Raw genomic sequence first — 26,584 nt, forward strand, 5'->3', positions numbered from 1 at the left:
ATAGGTTGGACACACGGTAAAAATCGCTTTAGTCCAGCTTTATTTTGTTTGCAAATTAAACTTTTGCTATAATGGTATATCAATCAATGGAGTGCCAATAACATGGCTAAGTACATAAATAAATGCAGTCCATAATTCAGCATGAGTAATGGAGTTGAAGCAATGCTAAAAGTTAATCGGAATGACCAACGCCCGATCTGGCAGCAACTTTTGGATCAAGCGATTCATAATATCACAACCGGGAAATGGCAACCAGGCGAATTGCTACTCCCCTCACGTGAACTTGCTCAATTAATTGGTGTTTCACGCTCAACCATACAGATTGTGTACGAGGAATTATTCAGCCGAGGGTATACGGTAACCTCCCGACGAGCCGGGACAAGAGTTAGTGATTGGACATATGCACCTCGTTCATCAGAAGGCGTCACGATGCAAGGGCCTATTCCGCCCGATCTGCCTACACTAAACGAATCGATTGGTCATCTGCATAGTTGGTTTGGCAATAGAGACAATCGCAAAATAGAAATTGATTTTAATCCCCACGAGCCTTATCTGGATGAAAGTTTCACAAAAGCTTGGAGGCAATCTTTTTTACAAGCTTCCACTGAACCTAATCTGGATATATGGGCTTATGGCGATGCCAGAGGGTTATTGGCGTTAAGAGAGCAGATTCAACGTTATTTGTCACTTGAACGAGGCATTCATATCGATGTTGATCAAATCTTGTTAACCTCAGGTGCACAACATAGCATTGATTTAATTGCCCAGGCACTTTTAAGTGAGGGAGACACAGTTTCCGTAGAAGATCCCGGCTTCCCTGCTGCTTGGATGGCGATGAAATACCGCCGGATGCAAGTCGATCCCGTTCCGGTTGATGAGTATGGATTATGTGTAGATCATATTCACCCACAGACGAAACTCGTATTTGTCACACCTTCTCATCAATGCGCAGTTGGTGTTATTATGTCGGAGCCACGCAGGCAACAATTGATGCACTTGGCAGCTCATCATCGATATTGGATTGTTGAGGATGACTACGATAGCGAATTTAGGTACCGTGGAGATCCGCTTCCAACTATATTTAGTCAGCAACCTCAGAATACGCTTTATATGATGAGTTTTTCCAAAATGGTTGCACCTGGCATTCGACTATCCGCTATCATCGGCCCCAAAATAGCCATCGATCGCCTAACCCAAGTTCATGAATTAACCTATCGTCATCTGCCGATTATGGAACAATTAACGCTAACTCATTTTATTGAGCGTGGTCATTTTATGCGCCATATGAGAAGAGTTCGGAACATATATCGACGCAGACACGAAGTCATGACCAAAGCCATTGTTGCTTCTGGGCTAGGCTCACGATTTACATTAAGTGGTGTGGAAACGGGATTACATATGCTTCTAGAATCTGAAACGTCATTTGACGAAGAAGCGCTGACAAATGCTGCCCTTGATCAAGGTGTACGCGTGTATCCGCTTAGTAGGTATTGCTTGGAGAGTCATCGAAAAGGATGGATATTAGGTTTTGCGAAAGTGGATGAGGAGCAGATTGAGGAAGGCATACATCGGCTTGCAAAGATTGTATTATGATGGAGAACATGCTCTGCAATCGGATTCGAAAGGATGTTTTTTGTAATGAAAATTTTAGTGTTAGGAGCCACCGGACGAGTTGGAAGTCATTTCGTCTCTAATGCCCTACGTTCCAATCATCATGTAACTGCACTGGTTAGAAGCCCGGATAAGTTACAAATCAACGATGACAATTTCATTCTGCATCAAGGAAACGCTTTAGTCAAAGAGGATATTCATCACGCCATACAGGGTGTGGATCTCGTTGTTAGTTCCTTAAGTACCGATGGAACGACTACATTATCGCAATCCATGGGACATATTGTTGAAGTTATGGCTCAGGAGCGTATCAAAAGAATCATTACCATTGGTACAGCAGGAATATTGGAAAGTCGAACGGATCCTGGCTTGCTTCGTTTTCAATCCCCTGAGTCCAAACGTAAGTCCACGCGAGCAGCTGAGGAGCATCTGGAGATGTACAACATTCTCAAGGCTTCAAAGTTAGAATGGACCATCGTGTGTCCTACCTACTTATTTGATGGAGAATCTCTTGGTAAGTACCGGGTTGAGCGCGACTATTTGCCTGACGGTGGAACTTCTATATCTGTAATCGATACTGCGGAGTTTGCTTATCAGCAATTAATGTCTGATGAGTATGTACAGTCTCGTGTAGGTATAGCCTACTAGGGCCGTCTTAAGTTCAATATAAACAAGCACATTACGAGCCTGCAATTGTTATCCATTAGGAACAATTGCAGGCTCTATTTGTGTCTGCTGTTGAGCTATTTAAGCCCTTCATATAGAGGAAATTGCGAAGTGATTTCACGGACACTACCTAATATTTGATTTTTCACATCCGAGTTCTTTGGATTTTTAAAAGCAAGCCCTATCAGCTGAGCAATTTCTTTCATTTCCCTGGCTCCAAGCCCTCTTGAAGTCATAGCCGGAGTTCCAAAACGAATACCGCTTGTAACCAAAGGACTTGCCGTATCGTGAGGAATTGCATTTTTATTCGCCGTAATCCCTACTTCATCCAGTAAAGCTTCGGCTTCTTTGCCTGTAAGGCCCATAGTTCGTAAGTCAACCAACACGATATGATTATCTGTCCCACCTGATACAAGGGTGAGCCCTTCATTCATCAAAGTTTCTGCCAATACGTTGGCGTTATTCAAAACACCTTCAATATATGTTGTGAAATCGGATTGCAATGCCTCACCTAATGCCACCGCTTTCCCCGCGATAACGTGCATGAATGGCCCGCCCTGAGTCCCAGGGAATACAGCTTTGTCGATCGCCTTTGCCCACGACTCCCGGCACAAAATGGCTCCCCCTCGTGGTCCTCGTAAGGTCTTGTGTGTGGTGGTTGAAACAAAATGGGCATGTGGTACCGGGTTAGGATGCAAACCTGCCGCAACAATTCCCGCTATATGCGCCATATCTACAAAGAAAAGAGCTCCCACTTCGGCGGCAATCTGGGCAAATAATTCAAACTCAATGGTCCGCGGGTATGCACTTCCACCTGCAACAATCATGCGTGGACGATACTTATAAGCAAGTTTACGTACTTCGTCAAAGTCAATGCGGCCCGTCTGTGCATCGACACCATATGAAACAAAATTGTAAAACCTACCTGAAAAATTAACAGTACTTCCGTGGGTTAGATGACCACCCTGGGATAGATTCATGCCAAGGATTGTGTCCCCAATCTCAACCGAGGCAAAATATACTGCCATGTTGGCCTGAGAACCGGAGTGAGGCTGCACATTCGCATGTTCAGCTCCAAAAAGTGCTTTAAAGCGGCTATTTGCTATCTCTTCGACTGTATCGACATGCTCACACCCGCCATAATATCTTCTGCCCGGATACCCCTCCGCATATTTATTGGTCAATACCGAACCTGTTGCTTCCATCACAGCTTGACTTACAAAATTCTCTGATGCAATCAGTTCTATCGTATCCCGCTGCCTTCCAAGCTCTTGCTGGACAGCCATTCCTATTACTTTATCTTGCTTCTCCAAATGTTTCATGAACATCTTCCTCTCAATATTACGGTTATTTATTCGTTCCAAGTTGTTTTTTGGGAAATTTACTATTCATCAGTAGATGTGCCATCATTCCTGCAAACAGTCCCCAAAATGCACCACCCACACCAAGCAAAGTCACATTCGCTGCTGTCGCCAAAAACGTAATCAATGCAGTTTCACGTCCCTTAGGGTCCGTTAATGCATTGGCAAGACTGCCACCGATGGTTCCAAGTAAGGCCAATCCCGCTAATGTTGCAATAAAGGTAGCAGGAAGAATCAAAAACAGAGCAGCCAATGTTACGCCAAAAATGCCGACAAAAATATAAAAAACACCACAAGCAATACCTGCAATATACCGCTTCGTTGAATCCTCATGTGCATCCTTTCCTGTACAAATCGCTGCTGTAATAGCTGCCACATTAAAAGCATGTGATCCGAATGGGGCTGCAAGAAGCGAACCCAAACCTGTTACAGCTAAAATAGGATTGGCACTTGTCTTGAATCCATCATTACGCAGAACAAGCATTCCGGGCATATACTGCCCTGTCAAGGTAATAATGAACAGCGGTAGCGCAACGCCAAGTAAAGCATTTAACGAAAATGCTGGAACAACAAATACAGGCGATGCTACAGCCAATTGGATCGTACTGAAGTCTGTTTTCCCCATGCATATCAAATAAATCAAACCAATTGCCAATATGCCAACAATGGCGTAACGGGAAGTAAACCTTCTTAGCACGATATAGCCTGCAAACAGTACAATCACAAGCAAAGGATCTACCTTCGCCCCTCCAAAGGCCGAAATACCAAACTGTAGTAAAATACCAGCTAACAATCCGGAAGCGATGCCTGGGGGAATAAGTCGAACGAAACGTTCAAACATGCCTGACAAACCTAAAATAATAAATCCGACTGCTGAAATCATGTAAGCGCCAATAGCTTCTGGATAAGGGGTTACCGCTAGTGCTGAAACGAGAAACGCCACACCCGGTGTAGACCAGGCTGTAATAATCGGTTCCTTATATCGATAACTGAGCCAAATTCCCGTTACGCCTACCCCAATCGAGATGGACCAAATCCAGGAAGCGGTCATTTCCGGGCTTAAACCAGCCACTTTTGCAGCTTGAAAAACAAGGATAAACGTACCCCCGTAATTAACAATTACGGATATTAAAGCGGCGATCACCGGCGATATCAAATCACGGCCACGTAACGAAGGGGATGCTGTCTTCATATTTAACACTACCTCTCACTTAATCATCGATGCGTGTGTTTTCATTCCAGTAATACTCGTCCGGTAAGTAGCGTTGACCAAATACACTTGTCCCTACACGTATCATAGTAGCTCCTTCTTCAATGGCGACTTGGAAGTCACCCGACATACCCATCGATAAAATATCCATATCTACGCGTGGAATATTTTTCTCTTTAATCTGTGTACGGATCTGGTTTAACAATCGAAAACAATGTCGTGTTTCTTCGTTTGTCGCATTCAGTTTTCCAATGGTCATTAAACCTTTCACGTTTAATGTCTCGAATTGAGCCAACTGTTCTACAAGCTCAACGGCTGTTTCTGGAGAGGCACCAAATTTACTTTCTTCGTAGGACGTATTAATTTGCACAAGAATGTCTAAGGTCTTATTCTCTTTGAGAAGCTGGTTATGTAACGCTTGACCCAGTTTCAGACGATCTACGGAATGGATGAGAGTAACATATTTAACTACGTCCTTTACTTTATTTGTTTGCAGATGTCCGATAAAATGCCATTCCACCTGCTTGCTTTGTTCCATGAGTGGGAATTTGTCTCGGAGTTCTTGAGCTTTGTTTTCTCCAAACAGGACCTCACCTGCTTGAATAGCTATTTGTAATTTCTCAAGCGGTACCGTTTTGGTCGCGAGCAACAATTGGATGTCCTCTATGTTGCGACCTGAAGCCTGGCAGGCCAATGCCATTTGCTGTCTTACAGCTTGAAGATTTTCTTCTACTAGATGTTTCATGTCAGCCACCTTCTTTCTATTCCAAACAGGAATGAATCAATGAGATTAGCTCCTCCTTATGTATTGTGAAGACTGTGTAGAACGTCATGCTAGTATAGCAACCCATGGATTGGATATACATATCCAAAAGTGCTCTTTTGTAGCAGTCCAAAGCTACAAAGTGGAGATTAATTCAATTGGGGTTCCTTTAATATGCTTTTAAAAGTCAATAATTTGATTGATGTGATGCCGCACGCTTCTTCTGAAATGAAAAAAGCCGCTAAATTAGCGGCTTGGTTTAGTCCTATGTTCATGTCCAAAACGAAGATACATGTTTATGATGATTTACTCATTTACATTTTCCTTCGTTACCAGCTTCAATTCAGCGGGAATCGATGAATCCACCTGCTTGCCACTGAGCACATCCAGTGCTGCTTGCAGCGCCAGTTGGCCAATCAGTATAGGCTGCTGAGCGACTGTTGCTGTCAATTTCCCATCCTGAATGGATTTGATTGCATCATCATTGCCATCAAATCCGATGACCGGAATGTCTTTACCTGAGCTTTGAATCGCTTCAATCGCACCAAGTGCCATCTCATCATTATGGGCAAATACTGCCTGCACGTCAGGATTACCCTGAAGCAGATTCTCCATGACATTTAATCCTTTGGACCGATCGAAATCAGCAGATTGTTTGGAAACCACATCAAGTTGCTTGTCAGCCACTTCATGGAAACCTTTACCCCGTTCTCTTGTTGCGGAAGCGCCAGGTACACCCTCAAGTTCAATGACTTTTGCTCCCTCGCCCAGTTGTTCCACAAAATATTCAGCTGCCATGCGCCCACCTTTAACGTTATCAGATGCCACTAGTGCCGCCACTTCGCCTTTATCTGCGGAGCGATCCAGCGTGATTACAGGAATGCCCACACTATTAGCGGATTGAACCGCTGTGGAGATCGCTGCAGAGTCCGCAGGGTTAATTAGCAGTGCACTAACGCCTTGCTGAATGAGATCATCCACATCATTGGTTTGTTTGGCCGAATCGTTCTGCGCATCCACCACGATGACCTGTATTCCCTGTTTTTTGGCTTCAGCCATTACCCCGTCCTTCAGTGATACAAAGAATGGATTGTTCAGTGTAGATATCGACAAACCTATTTTCTTCTGTCCGTTATTTTTGTTTGGGTTAGGTTTCGCCCATTCCGGTGGCTCCAGAGAGCACCCGGCCAGAACGATGATCATCAGCATACTTATGAGTGTTACAGTCCACTTTTTCATATTCGCTTCTCTCCTTATGCTGTTTTCTTGCGGTCCAGCAGGACAGCAATGGCAATGACGATACCTTTTACAACCATTTGATAAAATGAGTTTACTTCAAGCAAGTTCAATCCATTATTCAATACTCCGATAATCAGAACACCGATCAGTGTACCAACGATGCGTCCGCGTCCTCCAGCAAGACTTGTACCACCCAATACAACTGCTGCGATCGCATCCAGCTCGTAGGATGTACCTGCCGTTGGTTGTGCTGAATTCAAACGAGATGTCAGAATTGCACCTGCCAGAGCAGCTAGCATACCTGTCAGGGAGTAGATCATAATTTTCACGCGATTCACTTTGATCCCCGAGATAATGGAAGCTTTCTCATTACCGCCGATGGCGTACGTTTTGCGCCCAAAAGCCGTTTTATGCAAAACAATCCACAGAATCATGAAGGTAATCAGCATCGTGATTGCAGGTACCGGAATGCCCAGCAGGTAACCGCGGCCAAACAGTTGGAACAACAGGTTATCCCCGAGCCCTGTAATTGGATTACCATTGGTGTACACCAATGTCAGTCCTCTGAATATCGTCATGGTTGCCAATGTAGCGATAAACGGAGCCATTTTACCTTTGGTAATCATTAGTCCGTTCACCATACCCATGACACCACCGAGTGCTACACCAATAATGATGGACAAGATCGGATCGAGACCAGACAACATCATATTTGCTACAAAAGCACTGGATAAAGCCAGGATTGAGCCGACCGACAGATCAATTCCACCCGTCAGGATAACAAACGTCATACCAAAAGCAATCAGCGCATTAATCGAGACTTGACGCAATAAATTCAAGATATTGAGCGGTTCCAAGAAACTTGGATTCAACACCGATACGATGAGAATAAGAATGATTAAGCCAAGCAGCGGTCCCAATTTTTGTATCACGTTTGAGAAACGGAATCCGCTTTTAGCCGTTTTGTTTTCCTGCATTGTTGTCATATCACTGTCCCCCTGTGGCCAATGTCATAATGTGTTCTTGTGTTGCTACTTCCCTTGCAACCTCGCCACTGATGTGTCCCTCATGCACAACCGCGATCCGGTCGCTCATGCCAAGCACTTCAGGCAGCTCCGACGATACCATGATGATTGCAACGCCGCGGTCAGTCAGTTCATTCATCAATTCATAGATTTCGCGCTTCGCCCCGACATCCACTCCGCGGGTAGGTTCATCCAGGATAAGTACGCTTGGTCCGATACCAACCCATTTCGCGATAACCACCTTCTGCTGGTTACCCCCGGATAGATTCCTTGCCGCCGTCTCGGAGGATTGCGTTTTGATCTGTAGACGTTTGATCAGTGTATCTACGAAGTCTTGTTCTTTTGAAGTTGAGATGAAACCTTTGCTTGAGAAACTGAACAGATTTGGCAACGCCATATTCTCGCGAATAGAGAAGTCTAATACCAGCCCCTCATCCTTGCGGTCTTCTGTAATAAACCCGATTCCATGTTTCACTGCATCTGCCGGTTTACGAATGTTCGCTTTTTTGCCGCGGATGAAGATTTCACCGCTATCCAACGTATCCAAACCAAAGATGGTTCTCATGATCTCTGTTCGTCCAGAACCCATGAGTCCAGAGAAACCGAGTATTTCCCCCGCTCTCACGGTGAAGTTAATATTCTCGAATAGACCTTTGCTGCTTGCATTCCTTACTTCGAGGACAACTTCACCATAAGAAGGATTCCGGACAGGATAACGCTCGGTAAGTTCACGACCTACCATTTTCCGCACCACTTCATCAGAGCTTGTCTGCGGAATAGCTTGTGTGTCTACCGTTCTTCCGTCACGCATGATGGTAATCCGGTCACAGATCGTGAATATCTCCTCCATTCGGTGAGAAATATAGACGATGGATACGCCTTCCTTCTTCAGCGAGCTGATTACACCAAACAGCTTCTGGATCTCACGCTCCGTAAGTGCTGCTGTTGGCTCATCCATAATGATGACCTTGGCATCTGTCATTAGCGCTTTGGCAATCTCGATCATCTGTTGCTGCCCGACAGAGCACTCTCCCGCAGGACGTTCCAGTGGTATGTCTACGGAAAGCTTGGCGAACTGTTCTTTGGCAAGCGCTTTCATTTGTCTTGTGTTGAGCAATCCGAACGATGATGTCAGTTCCTTACCAATAAAGAGATTATCCAGCACCGTCATTTCAGGCCATACATTCAGCTCCTGATATATGAATGTGAGACCCAGTTTCTCGGCTTCCTTCGGACTTGCAAAATAGTTTTCTTCTCCGTCTATGGTAATGGTTCCCTGATCACGCTGATGAAGACCGATCAGAATGTTCATCAGCGTGGATTTGCCGGCTCCATTCTCCCCCATCAGGGCATGAACTTCACCATCCTTTAGTTCAAAATCCACTCCGCTCAGCACCTGATTCGTTCCAAACGCTTTATGAATGTCTTGCATCTGAATGTGCATTACGCAACCTCCTTTTAACCGAAATGGACTCCCGATTGTAAAATGCAATTGGCATAAGGTGTGGCTTCACCTGTACGGATAACAGCTTTCACCTGCCGGGTTAATGCTTTGAATTGTTCGTGGCTGACGGAAGCATCGATTGCTTCTACCCCGAATTTCTCTGTGATGAATTGCATGGCTACGGGATTGCCTTCGCAAATCTCTTCAGCCACAATGACTTTCTCAATGACCATATCTTCAGCGATCGCTTCCACCACTTCGCGAAAACTTGGTGTTCCCAGTTTGAGGGCCAGATCAATTTTGAGTACCCCGTCCGGTACCGGCAGACCTGCATCCGCAATCGTAATCATGTCCGTGTGGCCCAGATCAGACAAAATCTTGGAAATGTGACTATTCAACATGCCATTTCTTTTCATTACAAGCTCTCCTCTACTTCATCACGCGTCGGCATGCCGCCCTGCGCTCCGAACTTGGTGACAGACAACGATGCAGCCCGATTGGCGAAGCGTATACTCTCTTGCAACGCTTTTCCTTCAGCCAAAGCAACTGCAAATGCGGCGTTGAACGTATCCCCTGCCCCCGTAGTATCAACAGCCTCAACTTTATAAGTTGGGACTAGAATTTCGTCAGTGCCATCAAAGTAACGTACACCTTTACTGCCCTCCGTGATGAACAACTTGTTAGGATACTGACGTAATGCCTGTGCCGGACTCATGCCCTGAAACAAAATCTCGGCTTCATGCTCGTTCGGTGTGATATATGCGGCATTGTCGATCACTTCTTGCGGCAATGTTCTCGCCGGAGCGGGATTAAGCAGCAGCGGTGTTCCGAATTCTGCACACAATGCACTCACATGCACAACCGTTTCCTCCGGAATTTCCTGCTGAATTAATACGATATCTGCATCGCGGATCACTTCAGCTGCTTCATCGACATATGCAGGAGTGACTTCCCGATTCGCCGCTTCAACCACTACGATACTATTATCACCTTCTGCCAGAATGATATGAGCCGTTCCACTTTCTAAATGTGTAACCGGTTTCACATTTTGCGTATTTACAGCATTTGCTCTAAAGTTCTCTACAATATCTTTGCCAAAAGCATCGTCGCCTACCCGGCCGATCATCGTAACCTCGCCACCCAGTCGTGCAGCAGCAACAGCCTGATTGGCTCCCTTACCGCCAGGGACCGTTTTGAAGCTGTCGCCAAGAACGGTTTCACCCGCCCCCGGCCGTCTTGACGAAGTAACAACCAGATCCATGGAGCTGCTTCCTATTACACATATTTTAGCCATCTGATCTCACCTTTCTCGTAGTGCCCCGTTCGATGAAACTTACGGGCAGCTGTATGTTTTTGTTCTCTATTGCAGCTTGTTCCACAAGCTGGATAAGTAATCCCGCCGCTTCTCTTCCCATCTCGTATGCTGGCTGATGGATGGTGGACAATGCCGGCGATAACAGGCTGCTCATCGGAATATCATCGAAACCAATCACCTGGACGTCATCAGGAACCTTCCTTCCGATTCGTGATGCCTCGTGTAGTACTGCCATGGCTGCGATGTCATTGCTGGCAATGACCCCGTCTGTGTCCGCATACTTCCTGAATAATTCTTCAGCCCACATACTTGCCTCGTTAATTGAAAATGAGGTCGTCTGGATTACCCGGTAGTCTAGCCCGGCCTCTCGTATACTTTCAATCGCTCCTTCGAAGCGATCCTGAGCGGGTCTGATCTGTGACGGTCCTTGCATAACCGTAATCCGGCGACTACCGCGTTTAATGATCTCCCTTGCAGCTAGTCTTCCACCTTCCCTGCCATCCGCATATACGGATGGACGATCCAGTGAAGTTCTATCCAGAAACACCACGGGAATCTTCAGGTTTTCATATATTGAAGAATGAGGATAATTCGTTGAAGAGATTACACCGACCACGTTATTCTGGATAAACGTCTGGATGTAATCCTGCTCCTTCCGTTCATCCTCATCACTATTTCCAAATATCAGTCTGTAATCCTGCTCTTGCATCCGGTCCTCTACGCCGCGGGCCAACTGCGGGAAGTAAGGGTTCGTAATATCCGGCAACAACAGGCCAATCAGTTTGGATTTACGCTTATATAATGAGCGAGCCACTTCATTTGGCGAAAAGTTAAGCGCCTTCACAGCATCTTCCACTTTCTTGCGTGTGTCCGCATGAACATAACCTCTATCATTAATGACCCTGGATACGGTGGCTACAGATACGCCAGCCAGTTGAGCTACGTCTTTAATTGTTGTCATAAGTTGCTCTCCTCTATGTGTAACCGGTTACAGACATTAAATTATCATATTATTTTCAATTTGACAAGCGTTTTAATTCTGGAAATTTCTCCAAGTATACATAAATGTGCACTGGAATTCATCTATATCATGGTTTTCTCCTGTCAGGGAGATCGATACTTCATAGGCGCAAAGAGGCCATCACTCAATTAAAACTCAGAGTGATGGCACCCAGATCAACATAAAATCAGCAAGCCCCTGAACTTAATTGGCCTTTAATTTAACAAATTAGATAGTAACATTTTCCAATAAATCAATTCATAGCGTTTATATTACAACTTCCCGTAAACTTCATCTGTCACTAGTTCCAACCATTCGGGTGTACCCGCAGTGATTGCAATGTGTTCAAACCAACTGTCTTTAGCGGCCCCATGCCAGTGTTTTACACCATCGTGAGTCACAATAACATCGCCGGCTTTGAGGAATTGGGCAGCCTTTCCTTCTTCCTGATACCAACCTTCCCCACCAGTCACTAACAACAGCTGAAATCCACCGCGATGGATATGCCAGTTATTTCTGCATCCCGGTTCAAACGTTACATTCCCAACACCCACATTCACTTTGGGATCAGCAACCAAGGATTGGAGATAACTTTGCCCTATGAAATATTGCGAAAATGCTTCGTTTTTTTCTCCTACCGGGAATATCACTCCATCTTTAACTTCTTCATGTTTAGCCATCTTATTTCCTCCAATGTGATCTTATTGATTAATGCGTCCTTCTCCTATGTTGACCTAAAAGTGATTACACACATACGTGCGATATCGCACATTCGTGTATAATATAAAATAATTGCACTGACTCTGCAAGGATCAAATGAACTCGATCTGTGCCTTATGGCGCAAGGAGACAACATTTGTGCAATTACTCTCTGGAAAGAATGGTGATTACTATCGTTTCTATCACAGATCGAAAAGATCGAAGAATAATTAAGTCTCAGGAAGCGATCAAATCCGCTTTTATCAAACTCATGAACGAGAAACCTTTTGATACCATTACGATGCAAGATATCTCTGATCATGCAAATGTCGGCCGCAGAACGATATACCATCACTATTCGGACAAATTTGACTTGCTGGATAAATTAATTGAAGAACATATCGATGAACTAAGGAGATTGTGCAAGGAAGCATCCGATCTGGATTTTATAGAAAGCAATGTACTTTGGTTCGACTATTTTGAAGTTCACTATTCATTTTTCTCGGCTATGTTACTGAGTAAAGGAGCCCCTTTTTTCCGCAATCGCTTCCTGGCTCTCGTCATTGAAGAACTGGAAGATGAGGTGAATGTAACGGAGGGGAAAAATAAAGGACTAACAAAAGAAGTTATTCTCACGTTCTTTGGTACAGCAATCGTGGGTATCGTGGAATCCTATTTCACGAATGGATTACCCCGGCAACCTCACATTGTCGCAGAACAAGTAGGGATTTTATTAGAAAGGAATCTATAACATAGACTCCTCATGAACCGTTCCTTCTTTATAATCTTACCAATTGAAGAGCGGTTCATTAATTTTCATTACAAACATTGGCGTTATGTGATATGGTCAGTGAGGATATTAATAGATTCATACATACATATGTACATGAAATGTGAGGAGAAGATCGAAAGTGATAGAGAGAAATACCCTTGAGAAACCAAGTAAGTTTAGTGATCCCATTTTTGTCATGCTCGTGGCAAGCCTGTGTTGCTTGTTATGGGGAAGCGCGTACCCATCCATCAAACTTGGATATATCGCGTTTAACATTCTGCCGGAAGATATTGCTTCCAAGTATGTATTTGCCGGATACCGGTTTACACTGGCGGGTATGCTGCTCTTGCTCCTGTCTCGTATCGTTAGAAAACAGAAGCTCCAATTAACCAAGCCTCAGTGGACAGGCCTCATCATGTTAGGTATATTGCAAACCGGTTTACAATACATGTTTTTCTACGTTGGCGTAGCCAATACGACGGGTGTCAAAGGCTCCATAATGAACGCTACTACAACCTTTTTCAGTGTTGTTCTGGCCCATTTCATCTATAAAAACGACAAGTTAAGCAGAAATAAAATCGTTGGTTGCTTGCTTGGATTCGTTGGCGTAATCATCGTAAACTTCCATACGGATCTGCTTGCTTTTTCCTTTTCATTCACAGGCGAAGGGTTCGTTATTATAGCAGCACTTGTTTTTTCCGTTACAGCCCTTTACGCAAAACGTCTCACCGCCACCATCGATGTTCTGATCATAACAGGTGTCAGCTTATTCGTCGGGGGACTGGTACTTACAATGTTAGGTCTATCACTCGGCGGTCGTGTCACCCATTTCACCTTGGAATCCACCAGTAACTTAATCTACCTGGCTTTGCTGTCATCTGTCGCATTTTGTCTCTGGAATATGCTTCTCAAGTACAACAAGGTCGGAAGAGTGTCTGTCTATAACTTCCTAATTCCTGTATTTGGAGCTTTATTATCAGCGTTATTCCTGGGGGAAACGATCTTGGAACTGAAAAATTTGGCCGCATTACTGTTCGTGTCAGTCGGCATTTATTTAGTCAATCGTGTACGTTCTGTGCAAAGCTCTAATGACACTCCAATAAAATAGACTCCCCGTCCACTTCCATGGACAACCAAAAAAGCCGCTAATTAGCGGCTTTTCATGGTAAATACGATTAAGATATACTTTCATTTCTTTACGATGTTATACCTTAATATATACTCGTAAAGTCAATCAAGTCCTCTTCTTCCTCATAGTTGAATACAATTGCGTGATTACCTAATTGATATACCATCTCATAACCACCAACGACTTCATTGTAGTATTCTGAGGAGGGTTTCCCCATCCATATTTTCACATTCCATGGTGAAAGATTCTGCTTTTCATTGTACAAATCAAAAACGGCAATACGTGATTTGTTGGTAAGCTCGTGCATGTATGAATCAAATCCGACGCCGAATTTAGAATAATAATAGAACGCTCCCCATTCCTCATTTGAACGAGAGGTTGGTTTCCCCAGCTTTTTTTGCGCATTTTGAAGCGTCATGCCAATCTTGATGTCCGTCCGGCCTGGTAATGCACCCTTTAAAGCGGCTTCCTTCAGGCTTTTCAGGTAAGCGCGATCGCCAACACCCGAGTTCGGCCAAGCATCTGAACGAAGGTTGCGCGTATCTTCCAACCGCAATTCCGATTTGTTCACATTCAACTTAAACGTATCAACCCCATAGACAAATTGAAGGTTGTTGTAATTTTTGAACTGCACTCGGGCACCTGAAAGAGTACGGATTCCATCATCTCTGCTTGCAGAGTAGGAATCGTCGATTTTTTTCCCCTTATTATCGACATATGTTACACGGCGCAATTCCCCGGAACGAACAATATACGTTTTCACCTCATTAAAATTAGAAGTTCCCCAATCGGTGATCATCAGCATGTCTGGTGTACTAGCCTCTTTGCTTTTCACAACAAAGTTCCAGGTTTGAGGCAAAATAATCGTATTCAGATCCAGTTTTGCTGCCTGAACAGTTCCGTATGCTGCACCTTTTTTCAGCAAGGCTGCACGATACGTGCCTGAATAACTCTTGTCGCCTTTTTTATTGTTGGTCCAACCATTTTCTTCGGTCAGCGTTCTCTTCTGTTCATCATAAGCGAAAATATAAACGGTGTAAGCCGTTTGTTTGGCATCACGAAGCGTAAATGAAAGCCGGCTCATACTTTCGAGCTGTTTGGCGGAAATTTGCTCTCCTTTGGCAGCAGCATTGGGTGGTAGCAGAAGCAATGCGCTCAGAACATAGGCGATTAAGGTAAGTAAGGCCAGAGAAGCCCATTTTGCCGTGTGTTTAGGGTGTATCATTGATGACTCTCCTTTGAGTAAAAAAATAAAAAACTAACAACTCTTTTCTAATTATGAATCGTTCACAATCTCAACATTCAAACAGGTACTTGCTAGCGTGTAATCTTGATCAAACTATGTAATTAATTTAGGTTCATGTTCAATAAGCATATCCTCCTACTAGTACTAATTTCCTAAGAATGATAACATACCCTTTCTAATAAAGAAATAACAATCTAATTAATAGATTTCGACTCATATAACATAAAAAAAGCCGCTATTTAGCGGCTCTTCAAGTAACTTCGAATACGATATGATTTACAGGCAGGAATACACGACATTTCGTAAGCGTCGTTGAACGTATGGTTCCTGACTGTTAAGCAAATGCTGGGCGTACATGACTGTAAGCTCTGAATCCGGATCAATAATAGCCATACAACCAGCAGCGCCGCTCCATCCAAATTCGCCTATTGGACTCAGCGAGCCGCTTCCTGCTTTGGAGATATGTGTGCGAACACCCAGTCCATAGCCGTATCCATACATATGATCCCACGAATAATCACTGCGAGTCATCTCGTTCAGGTGGTCCGTTCGCATCAGTTCCACTGAAGCTTGTGACAGAATGCGCATGCCTTCGGGACTCGTACCATGCCCAGTAAGCGCGTTCAGAAAACGTGCATAATCGCTAACGGTTGATAGCAACCCTGCACCGCCGCTTTCCAGCTCCGTACCCACACGGAATCCATTGCCGTCCAAACGTACAGCCTTTTCAAGCTCATCATTGTAAGCATACTGTGGAATCAGGCGTGTCTGCTGCTCATCGTTCAGATTAAACGCTGTATCGTTCATGCCAAGGGGTCCGGTGATTTCGTCCCGCAGATACGTACCAAAGCGTTTGCCACTTACCACTTCCACCAAGGCTCCTAGCACATCATGGCACATGCTGTAATTCCAGTGTGTCCCTGGTTCAAACAGCAACGGTTCTTTCGCAAGCGCTCTCGCGAAATCACGTGTTGGCAATGTTCCGTCGGTGCTTTTTACAGCTTCTTGAATGCTTGGACAACCAACGTCATACGAGAACCCGGCAGTCATGGTGAACAAATCACGTACTGTAATGGCTCTTGTCGCCTTTTCCAGTCGGATCTCCCCGTTCGCCATTGTTTTTTTCACCGTCATCTCAGCATACTCTGGCAGATAATCAGACAAGGGATCGCTTAACAGCATTGCCCCTTTCTCCACCAGTTGCAGCCCTGCCACGCAAGTCATAATTTTGGTCATGGAGTATAGATTGAAGATCGCTCCATCACCGATAGGTGTTTTCTCTTCCAGATTGGCGTATCCATTACGATAATGGAAAACGGTATCATTTCGATGCATCACCAGCACCTCTGCCCACGGTATACGCCAGGTTGTAATGCGGTCGATAAATGAAGCAAGCGGTTTAAAGTCCATTTTTTCCCGTCCTTCTATGTAAAATCGTTTATCATTTTGCGATGTGGTACATGTTCACTCCCACAATCGACATATTATTAATATACGACCTTTTACAACGATTGACCACCACCTAAATGGCTGAACCATCCATTTATTGACCGCCGAATTTGGATTTCACTTCGTTCATGATTTGGCAGGCAGTGTGAGATAACGTTAATCAGAAACAGTTTGAAATCCTCAATGTCTGACATCCAATCAACATCGATATTCAATTATGCAAAAAAGCCGCTATGTTCGCGGCTTACAATGAGTTCGTTTCACAGCTCGGAACCGTATGAAGTATCACTACTACTGTACTTCTGCTCTTGCCGTGGAGACAAAGGTCATCAATTCTTCTACAGGTGTGCGAGGACGAGGTTTGGGAACCTTGTTTGTATCAAAATACCCCAGATGAAGTGTGCCAATGATTCTCTCCCCTGCTTTTACACCTGTCTTGGAGTAGAAATCAGGATCGAAATTATATTCATTTGTCTTCCACACAACGCCGATATCCTGCTCCCATGCCAGAAGTTGTATATTCTGAATAAGCGCAGCACTTGCGCCCACAGCATCTTCCCATACCCGTTGTCTCGGATCAGCCTCAATCACAACCAGCAGATGGGCTTGGATAGATTCGCAATAGTCCTTTTGCAGCTTCTCTGTCCAGCGCTCCCGCTCATCTTTGGAAAACGTATGTAACACCGCATCAGCAAATTGCTTCCGACCTTCTTCTACAAATAATATGAAGCGCCATGGCTCTTTACGGGAATGAACAGGTGCCCACACGGCCGCTTCCAGCAAGTGCATGATCGTTTCTTTCGCCAGCGGTTTGCCATTGAACTGACGAATGGTTCTTCGTTCACGAATAAGCTTCTCTACGACGGACGTTTTCATATGCATTAATCCTCCTGTCTTGTTTTCTTATTGGGTAAGGAAATTTACCGCTTCGTCGATAATCTTGCTCTGTCCAATGGGTCCTCCCGGACCTTGGAACCACAAGCCGTAGTCAACGATGTAGACATTGTTGTTTTTAACAGCATTCAGGCTCTTCCACACTGCTGTTTTTTGCAATTCTGTCGTTTCATTCTCGTCTGATGACAACAGGAAAATATGATCCGGATTAATCGATGGTAACGACTCCATGGAGATTACTTTCATTGAATCTGTCGGGTCAGGTATGGATACAGGAGGTGTCAGGCCTAGATCGTCGTACAGAACCTCATAGTTTCTTTTACTGTAATAACGCACTTCTTTATCGGATAAACGCAGGAACATCACGGTCTCGTCTCCGATGGATTGCTTGATTTTCTCACGGGCTTCTGCAGCCTTCTTTTCGTATTCTTCAATGACCTGTTTGGCCTGATCCGTCTTCCCTAACATATCTCCCATATGTAACAGGCTTGTCTTCATACGAATAATACCTTGCTCGTCCTGCAGCTTCTCTGCCAGCAAGGTAGGCGCAATTTTGCTGAGGCTGTCATAGGCATCACTCATGAAATCCTGACCGATAATCAGGTCTGGCTCTGCCGCCAATATGCTTTCGTAGTTGGGATCAACCTGCCAGCCCAGATTTTCTTTTCCTTGTAGTTGATCGGACAGGTAGGTAGGAAACTGATCACTCCCCTCCTCATTACTGGATGCTGCCTGGGGTACAATACCGAGTGCTAACAAATAGTCAGTTGCAACCGGGAACAACGAAATAATATGCTGAGGATCACCTTTGATGACCGTTTCTCCCCAAGGATGTTTAACAACACGCTCCTGTACTGCTGATTCGGTGGATTGCGCGACTTCGGTGGTTGGAGCATTGTTACCGCTTGTTCCATTACTGCTTGTTGCTGAACTGCCCTGAGAAGGGGAACAGGCTGATATTAATAATGTAAGGCTGAGCATCAAAAGCAATGCAACGGGTTTTCTCGATCTCATAGATGTAAGTGATTCTCCTTTTGAGTTGTATTGATAATAATTATCATCATCAATAGGATCATAACCGCGATGCATGGGACTGACAATGGACAATTCTGATTCTTGGATAGCATTATTCTGACCGGTTGGCAGGGCGATACATTTTTGTTTGAACCGACCTGGTGAAAGGCCAACATACTTTTTAAATAAACGATTAAAATAGATCACATCCGGAATGCCGATTGCCTCGGCAATCTTCTGAAGAGATGCATCTGTGTGCAACAGCAGCTCCTTGGCTTTGTACATCCGTATCCGAGTTAAATAGGTAATCAGACTGCTGCCTGTCTCTTTCTTGAACGTTCTCGACAGATGCCCTGCACTGCAATCCAGAAGTTCTGCGAGCGGATCGACCATAACGGGCAACATGTAATTCTCTTGAAGATAACGAACGGCTTGAGCTACCAGATCGGGCTTGGCAGTCTCAATTCCTTGTGCACTTAACTGCCTCATTAATTCATTAATAAATTGATAAAATAACGTCTTTACCTGAAATTTCGAGAACGCATCCGTCCGTTCCCAATGTTGCTCTATTCTTTGGACTTTATCATATAATTCAATGGGATAGCTTGGGGCGAAAGCATATTGCACATGAAACGGGACATGTTGCCTGAGCAGAGCTTGATTCTCACGAGTATTGGATAACGACAAATTAGCCCGATAAAACATCAAATAAAATTCGAATGAATCCTCGTTCAGGGAAATATTCATCCATACCCCCTTGCCTCCATGTAAGACTTGCATCTGATTGATCGCGTACATCGTGTCATCCAGCGTAATCGTTGCATTGCCGTGAACTGTATATATAAAACCGCTAATTGGAAATCGATAGGCATGGATGGGTTCGCCAGCGCGCACGACGACGTGACGCACATCCCATATTTTAATTGAGGCCAGATTCCATAACTTCACATGCTCTTCTACGTGCATCTCTTCCTTCACCTTCCACAACCCATTAAGTTAGCAAAACATCAGCAAAATCAGCGGATATTTTCACTTTTCTCCATTCTATCGATAATCATTCTCAACTACAACATATATCTTCCTGTTCAATAAAATGCTTCGCACGAATAAGCCGATCCAATAAAGGATCAGCTTATGTTGTAACGTTTTAGACTTCGCCGCGTCTGTTCTCAACCGATTTCATACGGTTTTGGTCATCTGGCACTCGGTCAACACTGAACTCTTGACCAGCTTCAACCTCACCATGACCTGAAATATTTCGGGAAAAATTAGTGAACTGTCTTTTTTGATCATCCAGTTCATGTTTTTGCTTCAAAAGCTCTTGCGGGTCCTGCTTTGTCACTATGCTAACCTCCCATACATACTTGAAGTCATGCAATTTAATTCGCACTACAGAAGTTTTCCATAAGAGAGCTGTACTTATGCATGAATATAGATGAGATGAATATCGTTCCGTTGTTAGTGCAGCTAATTTATACAGTTAAGAGACTAGTTTCAATCCCACAATACTGATGATAATCCCACTAACGATAGCCAACTTCTTAGCATTTTTGGGCTCTTTGAATACATACATCCCTAATAATACACTGCCCGATGCCCCAATACCTGTCCAGATTCCATAACCAATGCTGATTGGGATCTCTCTCAAAGACAGAGAAAGAAAAATGAAACTTAATGCCAGAAACATAGCGAACATCAATGTATGTTTCAATTTGGTGAATCCATCTGAAAGTTTCAGAAATATTACACCCCCAACTTCAAATAAACCAGCTAAGATCAAGAAAAACCAACTCATATCTATACACCCGCCTTTGGTTTAGGTTCATTAGATACAAATTTCAGACCGATGATGCAACTGATTAATATCATGACCAGCACAATTTTGATTGCACTTACGGAGTCCCCCAAAAAAATCATTCCCACAATTGCGGTTCCAAATGAACCAAGTCCGGTAAACACCGCATACGCCGTTGATACAGGAAGTACTTTAGTGGATTTTGCAAAGAAGTAGAAGCTGCCAATCATTAAAATAACCGTGGGGATTACGATCTCGATTTTCGAAAAACCATCGGAGAATGACAAACCTAATGCCCAACCTACCTCTAAAATCCCTCCAAGAATAAGGAATAACCACGCCATAAAACATTCTCCTCTTCTGCATTCATGTTGTTGTTTTGTAATCAATATTCACATTCAACAATGATAGTTATTTGTATCATTTGATATAATAGTAAACCATCTATATTTTATTTGCAAATTTAAATATTCGTATCGAACTAACAAGAAAATCCGCCTGTTAAAACTCCAAGTTACGCTGTGAACATACAAAAAAAGCCAACCAGAAGTTCTGGTTGACCAACTACGTATAAGTTGATTTTGTTTTTCGGAATCAGTGAATATCTTTCTTTTTGAAATTACCACCTCTGACTTCAGCTACATCGTATACGACTACAAAAGCAGTTGGGTCAATTTCGTGAATGATATCTTTAATTTTACTCTCTTCCATCCGGTTAATGACACAAGTAATTTCCTTGAATTGCTCATTAGAATAGCCACCGTACGCCTCGGTGTACGTTGCACCACGACCTAGTCGGTCACGAATGGTTTCAACCATGATTTCTGGTTGATTCGTAATAATTTTAAATGTTTTGGAGCCGCTCAAGCCCTCTTCAACAATATGTATTACTTTAGAAGCAATGAAATACGCAAGTCCTGACAAGATCGCGCCTTGCAGACCAAACACGGTAGAAACGACAATAAATACAAACATGTTGAGGAACAGGATGAGATCACTGGTTCCAAAAGGTACTTTTCGCGAAAGGAGTACAGCCAGCATATCTATGCCATCCAATGCCCCACCATTACGTAATGCAAGCCCCATACCAAAACCGATGATAATCCCGCCGACAACCGTAACAAGCAAGGTATCACCTTCAATGATGGTTGGTACATGGTGCATCAGACTCGTGCTGATTGCGAGTGAAGCAATACCGATGATCGAATATAACGCAAAGCTTTTTCCGATTTGCTTGTACCCGAGCCACACAAATGGAATGTTAATAATCCCGATGAGCATCCCTAGTGGTAATCCGAACAGCTGTGATCCTACGATACTCAGACCTGTGACACCACCATCTGAGACATTATTCGGGATCAATATGGCTTCGAGGCCGTATGCCGTTATAAATCCCCCAATGATAATCAATAATACTTTGGAGAGAATCTTTAACTTGTTTGACTTTTGTTTTCTGTTTTGATGCATTGCATTTCCCCCTTGATGAACAACCGATAAAAAACAGTCTATAATAAAAATCACTGTTTTGGCAATAGATCGTCATTTATGTGTGTTAGTTCATTGTCCGATGAGCGTTCGATACGACGAAATTTTATGCTCAAGCATCTCATCTGCTGTGTGAAGTATGTGCATCTGTTTTTGAATCGACTCTTTATGCTCCTCCAGCAGCTTCAAACGATCCGCCGCCGTATGCTCCCCTTCCTTAAACAAGGACGCATACTTCTTAATAATAGCAATGGGCATTTGAGTCTCTTTTAATTTGATCACAAATTGCAGCCACTTCAGGTGTGACTCGTTATATCGCCTGTCTCCACTGGCATCTCGGAGAGGAGTTACAATCTGTTCCTTCTCATAATAACGCAACGTATGTGCACTGATATGGAGTAATTCTGCCACTTCACCAATGGTATACATGGTTAACCTCCCCTCCATTTTCCCGCTTGACTTAGAGTAAGCTCTAATCAGTATAATCAACTCGTGGTCACATCACAATAAAAAATGAAATCAGATCTAGGAGGAATTCCCATGAAATATACAGTGATTACCGGTGCCAGTTCAGGCATTGGATATGAAGCGGCTTTAGCTTTTGCAGCTCGTGGCAAAAATATAATCCTGGCAGCACGCAGAACCGATGAATTGGACAAGTTAAAAGCAAAAGTAGCTGAAATCAATCCTGCTCTGGATGTTGTCATTCGTACAGTGGATCTTTCCATTGCCGCTAATGTGCATGAATTCTATGATAGTCTTCAGGCTTACTCCATTGAGACGTGGATTAACAACGCAGGATTCGGAAATTTTGCTTCCGTTGGCGAACAACATCTGCCCAAGATTGAGCAGATGCTTCATCTTAATATAGAAGCTCTTACGATTCTTTCTTCCCTGTATGTACGTGATTATTCAGATGTTGATGGCACACAGATCATTAATATCTCCTCTGGTGGTGGATATACGATTGTAGCCGATGCAGTAACCTATTGCGCAACCAAGTTCTATGTAAGTGCCTTTACGGAAGGACTTGCGCAAGAGTTAAAAGGTAAGAACGCAGCGATGCAAGCCAAAGTTCTCGCACCGGCTGCAACCGAGACCGAGTTTGCGAAACATTCCTTTAATGTAGACGAGTTTGAATATGAAGGCAGAGTTCCCAAATTCCATACGGCGGAGCAAATGGCTGGATTTTTGCTGGAGTTGTATGACAGTGAGAGTGTAGTCGGCATTGTGGACGGGTTGACGTATGACTTTGAACTAAGAGAACCGCTCTTTCCATACGCAGCAAGACGTTAAACATCCGTTAACGTTAAAAAGGGAACCTGTCTCCAGGTTCCCTTCTTTGTATTTATATTGAATGTTTACTATATAATGAAGTAATTATGCCAGCCTCATTTTGAAATCCTGATATCCGAATTCGCGAACAACTTCGCAATCGCCGTCTTTTCTTTTGACTGCAATCGCTGGAAGCGGCATGCCGTTGAACGTATTGGTTTTCACCATGGAGTAAATCGCCATGTCCTCGAATACCAGACGGTCGCCTTCTTGCAAAGGCTGATCGAATGAATAATCCCCAATCACGTCACCAGACAGACAGGTTTGTCCACCTAGGCGATACAGATGAGCCTTCTCACCCACTTCTCCCGAACCGATCAGCGGCGGGCGATATGGCATTTCCAGCACATCCGGCATATGGCATGTAGCTGAAGTATCCAGAATGGCAATGTCCATACCGTTCTTATGGAAGTCCAGCACAGAAGTCACCAGATAACCCGCGTTCAGCGCAACAGCTTCTCCCGGCTCCAGATATACTTCCAGGCCATAGTCGTTCTGCATACGTTTGATGCATGCTTCCAGTCTTGGAATATCATAATCTTCACGTGTGATATGGTGTCCACCACCGAAGTTGATCCATTCCATCTGCGGCAACCATTGTCCGAACTTCTCGACAACTGCGTTCAGCGTAGTCTCCAGATCATCGGAATTTTGCTGACACAGCGTGTGGAAGTGTAATCCGGAGACACCTTCCAACAGGTCTGCATCGAAATCCTCCAGTTTCGCGCCAAATCGCGAACCTGGAGAACACGGATCGTAGATCTCGTGCCCTTCTTGGGTAGAGCATTCTGGATTGACGCGCAAGCCGACCTTACGGCCAGCTTGAAGCGCCTTATCCTTGAATTTTGCAAGCTGCGAAAATGAATTGAAAATAATGTGGTCGCAGATGGAGATAATCTCGTCGATCTCTTCTGCGCGGTATGCTGGAGCAAAGACATGATTCTCTTTGCCCATTTCCTCGTGGCCCAAACGCGCTTCATATAAACCGCTCGCCGTTGCACCGCTCAGGTATTCTCCAATCAGCGGATACATCGCAGTCATGGAGAATGCTTTTTGAGCGAGCACGATTTTGGCACCTGTACGCTGCATAACACCGTTCAGGATTTTCAGGTTTTTCTCAATAAGCGCCTCGTCAACAACAAAACATGGTGTCGGTAATTGCTCGAACCGCATTTTAGCGAACAAGCTCCGATTCTTTAACTTCTTCTGGCAGCTCATCAACGAGTACCGGGTTGAAGTCTTCTACCCATGGGAGGCCCCATTTGTTCAACTCTTCCATGAATGGATCCGGGTTGAACTCTTCTACATTATATACGCCTGGTTTGTTCCATTTGCCTGTCATGACCATTGCTGCACCGATCATAGCTGGAACGCCTGTTGTGTACGAGATTGCTTGGGAACCCACTTCTTTGTAGCACTCTTGGTGATCACAGATATTGTATACATAATATGTTTTGTCTTGACCATCTTTTTTGCCTTTGAAAATACAACCGATGTTTGTTTTACCCACAGTACGTGGTCCAAGGGATGCTGGATCCGGCAGTACTGCTTTCAGGAATTGCAATGGAATAATTTGTTGACCTTCATATTCAATAGGCTCGATTGAAGTCATGCCTACATTTTCGAGAGCTTTCAAGTGAGTCAGGTAGCTTTGACCAAATGTCATGAAGAAACGGATACGTTTCAGACCTGGCATATTTTTTGCCAAAGATTCCAATTCCTCATGGTACAACAGGTACATGTCTTTTTCGCCAACTTCTTTGAAGTCGTAGACACGTTTGATTTCCATTGGTTTTGTTTCGATCCATTCACCATTTTCCCAGTATCTTCCGTTCGCAGATACTTCGCGAATGTTAATCTCAGGGTTGAAGTTGGTTGCGAACGGATAGCCGTGGTCGCCGCCATTGCAGTCCAGAATATCAATGTACTCAATTTCGTCGAAGTAGTGCTTCAGGGCATAAGCGGAGAATACGCCAGTCACGCCTGGATCAAATCCACTACCGAGCAATGCAGTAATGCCTGCTTGTTCAAAACGCTCTTTGTAATCCCATTGCCAGCTGTATTCAAACTTCGCTGTATCATGTGGCTCATAGTTAGCTGTGTCCATGTAATTTGTTTTAGTTGCAAGGCAAGCATCCATGATTGTCAGATCTTGATACGGCAAAGCAAGGTTCATAACGATATCAGGTTTAACTTCGTTGATCAAAGCGATCAGCTCGTCAACATTGTCAGCATCAACTTGTGCTGTTGTAATTTTTGTTTTTCCGCCGTCCAGCTTGGCTTTGAGTTCATCACATTTGGATTTTGTACGACTCGCGATGCAGATTTCCTCAAAAACTTCGCTGTTTTGAACGCATTTGTGTACTGCCACGGAAGCAACGCCGCCGGCGCCGATGATTAGTGCTTTTCCCATTTTACATTCTCCTATCCCAATATGTATTTTTTTAATTGGTTTAATACGGTGACAACAAGACAACAAAAAAAGCAAGGTGAAAAATGCTCGCAATCGCGCATCATCACACTTGCTTATCGATATACATCATAAAAAGACGTGAAGTCTCCATGACCAAAAAAGTTCACAAGAACTCCTTGGCGGAAAGCTCCTTCATGTATATCAATATTGGATCAGAGTCTATATAGCAAATAATTCGCCTTTACCACTCTTATTGACCGTTTCACAAGTTGATGTGCAATTGCACTGGTTGTAAAGTAACCAACTTATAAAATTTGAGCTTTGAACTCAATCAATAAAGCAACGTAAGTTGCCAATCGGCGTTTGACCCGGCTGTCCGTATGGCCTTAACTTCCTGGTGAAGTGGTCAAAATTATCTGCTGGAAAGCTCCAATTCATATTGATAAATAAACTTCCCAAAATCACAGGTCTTACACTATCAGACGTTGAAAAAAAAATCAAGCAATTATTTAAAAAAAATTTGTCCGGATGATGACTAGGCATGAAATTGATATCCTTCGAATACTTTTAACCCTTCTGCATTAAGTAATTCCCCAGTTACTTCAGGCTTTTGAGGACTTTTCTCAAATACTGCGAGCTTGCAGAGCAATCTCAATGACTTTATGCATAAATAATTCATCTTTATTCATAAGGTTTACCTCCACAACAAAATTATGTAC

Annotated in this window: 26 protein-coding genes; 5 read left to right on the plus strand and 21 right to left on the minus strand. The window is 43.9% G+C overall.

The window, feature by feature from the left end; translation table 11 throughout:
• The first annotated feature begins 162 nt into the window (after nt 1-162).
• Nucleotides 163-1,593 carry a PLP-dependent aminotransferase family protein gene (locus ACDJ59_RS11255; RefSeq protein WP_413408923.1) on the plus strand — a complete coding sequence of 477 codons (1,431 nt, stop codon included), beginning with the start codon at nt 163-165 and terminating at the stop codon, nt 1,591-1,593.
• Between the two features lie 45 nt (nt 1,594-1,638).
• Entirely contained in the window at nt 1,639-2,259 is a 621-nt protein-coding gene (locus ACDJ59_RS11260) for an NAD(P)-dependent oxidoreductase (protein ID WP_413408924.1), read from the plus strand.
• A gap of 95 nt (nt 2,260-2,354) precedes the next feature.
• On the opposite strand, the gene glyA is transcribed toward ACDJ59_RS11260, so the two are convergent.
• The 10 genes from glyA to ACDJ59_RS11310 all read right to left on the minus strand — a co-directional run bounded on the left by glyA (nt 2,355) and on the right by ACDJ59_RS11310 (nt 12,314).
• A complete protein-coding gene (gene glyA / locus ACDJ59_RS11265) occupies nt 2,355-3,599 on the minus strand; it encodes a serine hydroxymethyltransferase (RefSeq protein ID WP_413408925.1) in 1,245 nt (414 codons plus the stop codon).
• Nucleotides 3,600-3,624: 25 nt separating this feature from the next.
• Nucleotides 3,625-4,830, minus strand: a complete 1,206-nt coding sequence (locus ACDJ59_RS11270) for a benzoate/H(+) symporter BenE family transporter (protein WP_101313745.1) — start codon at nt 4,828-4,830, stop codon at nt 3,625-3,627.
• Nucleotides 4,831-4,849: 19 nt separating this feature from the next.
• Nucleotides 4,850-5,593 (minus strand): YggS family pyridoxal phosphate-dependent enzyme, encoded by a 744-nt coding sequence (locus ACDJ59_RS11275; RefSeq protein ID WP_413408926.1) that lies wholly within the window; start codon nt 5,591-5,593, stop codon nt 4,850-4,852.
• Between the two features lie 324 nt (nt 5,594-5,917).
• Entirely contained in the window at nt 5,918-6,850 is a 933-nt protein-coding gene (gene rbsB, locus ACDJ59_RS11280; RefSeq protein ID WP_413408927.1) for a ribose ABC transporter substrate-binding protein RbsB, read from the minus strand.
• Nucleotides 6,851-6,864: 14 nt separating this feature from the next.
• Complete coding sequence (locus ACDJ59_RS11285) at nt 6,865-7,827, minus strand: ABC transporter permease subunit (protein WP_370511443.1); 963 nt, start codon at nt 7,825-7,827, stop codon at nt 6,865-6,867.
• A 10-nt stretch (nt 7,828-7,837) separates the two neighbouring features.
• Nucleotides 7,838-9,319 carry a sugar ABC transporter ATP-binding protein gene (locus ACDJ59_RS11290; protein ID WP_413408928.1) on the minus strand — a complete coding sequence of 494 codons (1,482 nt, stop codon included), beginning with the start codon at nt 9,317-9,319 and terminating at the stop codon, nt 7,838-7,840.
• A gap of 14 nt (nt 9,320-9,333) precedes the next feature.
• Entirely contained in the window at nt 9,334-9,735 is a 402-nt protein-coding gene (gene rbsD, locus ACDJ59_RS11295; protein ID WP_413408929.1) for a D-ribose pyranase, read from the minus strand.
• Nucleotides 9,735-10,613, minus strand: coding sequence for a ribokinase (rbsK, locus tag ACDJ59_RS11300; RefSeq protein ID WP_413408930.1), 879 nt, complete (start codon nt 10,611-10,613; stop codon nt 9,735-9,737). The genes rbsD and rbsK overlap by 1 nt, the downstream gene beginning before the upstream one ends.
• Entirely contained in the window at nt 10,606-11,595 is a 990-nt protein-coding gene (locus ACDJ59_RS11305) for a LacI family DNA-binding transcriptional regulator (protein ID WP_413408931.1), read from the minus strand. Before ACDJ59_RS11305 ends, rbsK begins: the two co-directional genes overlap by 8 nt.
• A gap of 311 nt (nt 11,596-11,906) precedes the next feature.
• Nucleotides 11,907-12,314 (minus strand): cupin domain-containing protein, encoded by a 408-nt coding sequence (locus ACDJ59_RS11310; RefSeq protein WP_413408933.1) that lies wholly within the window; start codon nt 12,312-12,314, stop codon nt 11,907-11,909.
• 200 nt (nt 12,315-12,514) lie between these two features.
• Between ACDJ59_RS11310 and ACDJ59_RS11315 the strand changes: the two genes are divergently transcribed.
• Together ACDJ59_RS11315 and ACDJ59_RS11320 are read left to right on the plus strand one after the other, a co-directional pair.
• Entirely contained in the window at nt 12,515-13,084 is a 570-nt protein-coding gene (locus ACDJ59_RS11315; RefSeq protein ID WP_413408935.1) for a TetR/AcrR family transcriptional regulator, read from the plus strand.
• 160 nt (nt 13,085-13,244) lie between these two features.
• Complete coding sequence (locus ACDJ59_RS11320) at nt 13,245-14,213, plus strand: DMT family transporter (protein ID WP_413408937.1); 969 nt, start codon at nt 13,245-13,247, stop codon at nt 14,211-14,213.
• A 103-nt stretch (nt 14,214-14,316) separates the two neighbouring features.
• Here the strand turns inward: ACDJ59_RS11320 and ACDJ59_RS11325 are convergent, their stop codons facing one another.
• From ACDJ59_RS11325 to ACDJ59_RS11365, 9 genes are all read right to left on the minus strand, one after another.
• On the minus strand, nt 14,317-15,459 hold the full coding sequence (locus ACDJ59_RS11325) for a DUF4309 domain-containing protein (protein WP_413408938.1): 1,143 nt from the start codon (nt 15,457-15,459) through the stop codon (nt 14,317-14,319).
• A 297-nt stretch (nt 15,460-15,756) separates the two neighbouring features.
• A complete protein-coding gene (locus ACDJ59_RS11330; RefSeq protein ID WP_413408939.1) occupies nt 15,757-16,890 on the minus strand; it encodes a serine hydrolase domain-containing protein in 1,134 nt (377 codons plus the stop codon).
• 330 nt (nt 16,891-17,220) lie between these two features.
• Nucleotides 17,221-17,805 (minus strand): nitroreductase, encoded by a 585-nt coding sequence (locus tag ACDJ59_RS11335; RefSeq protein WP_413408940.1) that lies wholly within the window; start codon nt 17,803-17,805, stop codon nt 17,221-17,223.
• Between the two features lie 27 nt (nt 17,806-17,832).
• Nucleotides 17,833-19,815: an ABC transporter substrate-binding protein gene (locus tag ACDJ59_RS11340; RefSeq protein WP_413409779.1), complete on the minus strand. Its 1,983-nt coding sequence runs from the start codon at nt 19,813-19,815 to the stop codon at nt 17,833-17,835.
• A gap of 169 nt (nt 19,816-19,984) precedes the next feature.
• Nucleotides 19,985-20,179: a hypothetical protein gene (locus tag ACDJ59_RS11345; protein ID WP_245838061.1), complete on the minus strand. Its 195-nt coding sequence runs from the start codon at nt 20,177-20,179 to the stop codon at nt 19,985-19,987.
• Between the two features lie 138 nt (nt 20,180-20,317).
• A complete protein-coding gene (locus tag ACDJ59_RS11350; RefSeq protein WP_413408941.1) occupies nt 20,318-20,632 on the minus strand; it encodes a DMT family transporter in 315 nt (104 codons plus the stop codon).
• A 2-nt stretch (nt 20,633-20,634) separates the two neighbouring features.
• Nucleotides 20,635-20,976, minus strand: coding sequence for a DMT family transporter (locus tag ACDJ59_RS11355; RefSeq protein WP_076327622.1), 342 nt, complete (start codon nt 20,974-20,976; stop codon nt 20,635-20,637).
• 250 nt (nt 20,977-21,226) lie between these two features.
• Nucleotides 21,227-22,099, minus strand: coding sequence for a YitT family protein (locus tag ACDJ59_RS11360; protein WP_036670902.1), 873 nt, complete (start codon nt 22,097-22,099; stop codon nt 21,227-21,229).
• Nucleotides 22,100-22,189: 90 nt separating this feature from the next.
• On the minus strand, nt 22,190-22,546 hold the full coding sequence (locus ACDJ59_RS11365; protein ID WP_413408942.1) for a MerR family transcriptional regulator: 357 nt from the start codon (nt 22,544-22,546) through the stop codon (nt 22,190-22,192).
• 111 nt (nt 22,547-22,657) lie between these two features.
• Here ACDJ59_RS11365 and ACDJ59_RS11370 point away from each other — a divergent pair, with 111 nt between their 5' ends.
• The gene (locus ACDJ59_RS11370; protein WP_413408943.1) at nt 22,658-23,413 is read left to right on the plus strand and encodes an SDR family NAD(P)-dependent oxidoreductase; all 756 of its coding nucleotides are present in this window, start codon (nt 22,658-22,660) and stop codon (nt 23,411-23,413) included.
• An 84-nt stretch (nt 23,414-23,497) separates the two neighbouring features.
• Here ACDJ59_RS11370 and nspC read toward each other — a convergent pair whose 3' ends face one another.
• Together nspC and ACDJ59_RS11380 are read right to left on the minus strand one after the other, a co-directional pair.
• Nucleotides 23,498-24,625, minus strand: coding sequence for a carboxynorspermidine decarboxylase (gene nspC / locus ACDJ59_RS11375; protein ID WP_100526213.1), 1,128 nt, complete (start codon nt 24,623-24,625; stop codon nt 23,498-23,500).
• Between the two features lies 1 nt (nt 24,626).
• Complete coding sequence (locus tag ACDJ59_RS11380) at nt 24,627-25,865, minus strand: saccharopine dehydrogenase family protein (protein WP_307412866.1); 1,239 nt, start codon at nt 25,863-25,865, stop codon at nt 24,627-24,629.
• Nucleotides 25,866-26,584 lie beyond the last annotated feature (719 nt).

Source organism: Paenibacillus amylolyticus (assembly GCF_047302515.1).
In the GTDB taxonomy this organism is placed as follows: Bacteria; Bacillota; Bacilli; order Paenibacillales; family Paenibacillaceae; genus Paenibacillus; species Paenibacillus amylolyticus_G.

Bases quoted from the DNA above. Each gene is read 5' to 3' on its own strand.
- ACDJ59_RS11330 (WP_413408939.1), bottom strand. From the start codon at position 16,890: ATGGACTTTAAACCGCTTGCTTCATTTATCGACCGCATTACAACCTGG.
- ACDJ59_RS11285 (WP_370511443.1), bottom strand. From the start codon at position 7,827: ATGCAGGAAAACAAAACGGCTAAAAGCGGATTCCGTTTCTCAAACGTG.
- ACDJ59_RS11290 (WP_413408928.1), bottom strand. From the start codon at position 9,319: ATGCACATTCAGATGCAAGACATTCATAAAGCGTTTGGAACGAATCAG.
- ACDJ59_RS11260 (WP_413408924.1), top strand. From the start codon at position 1,639: ATGAAAATTTTAGTGTTAGGAGCCACCGGACGAGTTGGAAGTCATTTC.
- glyA (WP_413408925.1), bottom strand. From the start codon at position 3,599: ATGAAACATTTGGAGAAGCAAGATAAAGTAATAGGAATGGCTGTCCAG.
- ACDJ59_RS11380 (WP_307412866.1), bottom strand. From the start codon at position 25,865: ATGGGAAAAGCACTAATCATCGGCGCCGGCGGCGTTGCTTCCGTGGCA.
- ACDJ59_RS11355 (WP_076327622.1), bottom strand. From the start codon at position 20,976: ATGGCGTGGTTATTCCTTATTCTTGGAGGGATTTTAGAGGTAGGTTGG.
- rbsD (WP_413408929.1), bottom strand. From the start codon at position 9,735: ATGAAAAGAAATGGCATGTTGAATAGTCACATTTCCAAGATTTTGTCT.
- rbsB (WP_413408927.1), bottom strand. From the start codon at position 6,850: ATGAAAAAGTGGACTGTAACACTCATAAGTATGCTGATGATCATCGTT.
- ACDJ59_RS11370 (WP_413408943.1), top strand. From the start codon at position 22,658: ATGAAATATACAGTGATTACCGGTGCCAGTTCAGGCATTGGATATGAA.
- ACDJ59_RS11310 (WP_413408933.1), bottom strand. From the start codon at position 12,314: ATGGCTAAACATGAAGAAGTTAAAGATGGAGTGATATTCCCGGTAGGA.
- ACDJ59_RS11270 (WP_101313745.1), bottom strand. From the start codon at position 4,830: ATGAAGACAGCATCCCCTTCGTTACGTGGCCGTGATTTGATATCGCCG.
- ACDJ59_RS11335 (WP_413408940.1), bottom strand. From the start codon at position 17,805: ATGAAAACGTCCGTCGTAGAGAAGCTTATTCGTGAACGAAGAACCATT.
- ACDJ59_RS11305 (WP_413408931.1), bottom strand. From the start codon at position 11,595: ATGACAACAATTAAAGACGTAGCTCAACTGGCTGGCGTATCTGTAGCC.
- nspC (WP_100526213.1), bottom strand. From the start codon at position 24,625: ATGCGGTTCGAGCAATTACCGACACCATGTTTTGTTGTTGACGAGGCG.
- ACDJ59_RS11325 (WP_413408938.1), bottom strand. From the start codon at position 15,459: ATGATACACCCTAAACACACGGCAAAATGGGCTTCTCTGGCCTTACTT.
- ACDJ59_RS11275 (WP_413408926.1), bottom strand. From the start codon at position 5,593: ATGAAACATCTAGTAGAAGAAAATCTTCAAGCTGTAAGACAGCAAATG.
- rbsK (WP_413408930.1), bottom strand. From the start codon at position 10,613: ATGGCTAAAATATGTGTAATAGGAAGCAGCTCCATGGATCTGGTTGTT.
- ACDJ59_RS11315 (WP_413408935.1), top strand. From the start codon at position 12,515: ATGGTGATTACTATCGTTTCTATCACAGATCGAAAAGATCGAAGAATA.
- ACDJ59_RS11365 (WP_413408942.1), bottom strand. From the start codon at position 22,546: ATGTATACCATTGGTGAAGTGGCAGAATTACTCCATATCAGTGCACAT.
- ACDJ59_RS11350 (WP_413408941.1), bottom strand. From the start codon at position 20,632: ATGAGTTGGTTTTTCTTGATCTTAGCTGGTTTATTTGAAGTTGGGGGT.
- ACDJ59_RS11255 (WP_413408923.1), top strand. From the start codon at position 163: ATGCTAAAAGTTAATCGGAATGACCAACGCCCGATCTGGCAGCAACTT.
- ACDJ59_RS11360 (WP_036670902.1), bottom strand. From the start codon at position 22,099: ATGCATCAAAACAGAAAACAAAAGTCAAACAAGTTAAAGATTCTCTCC.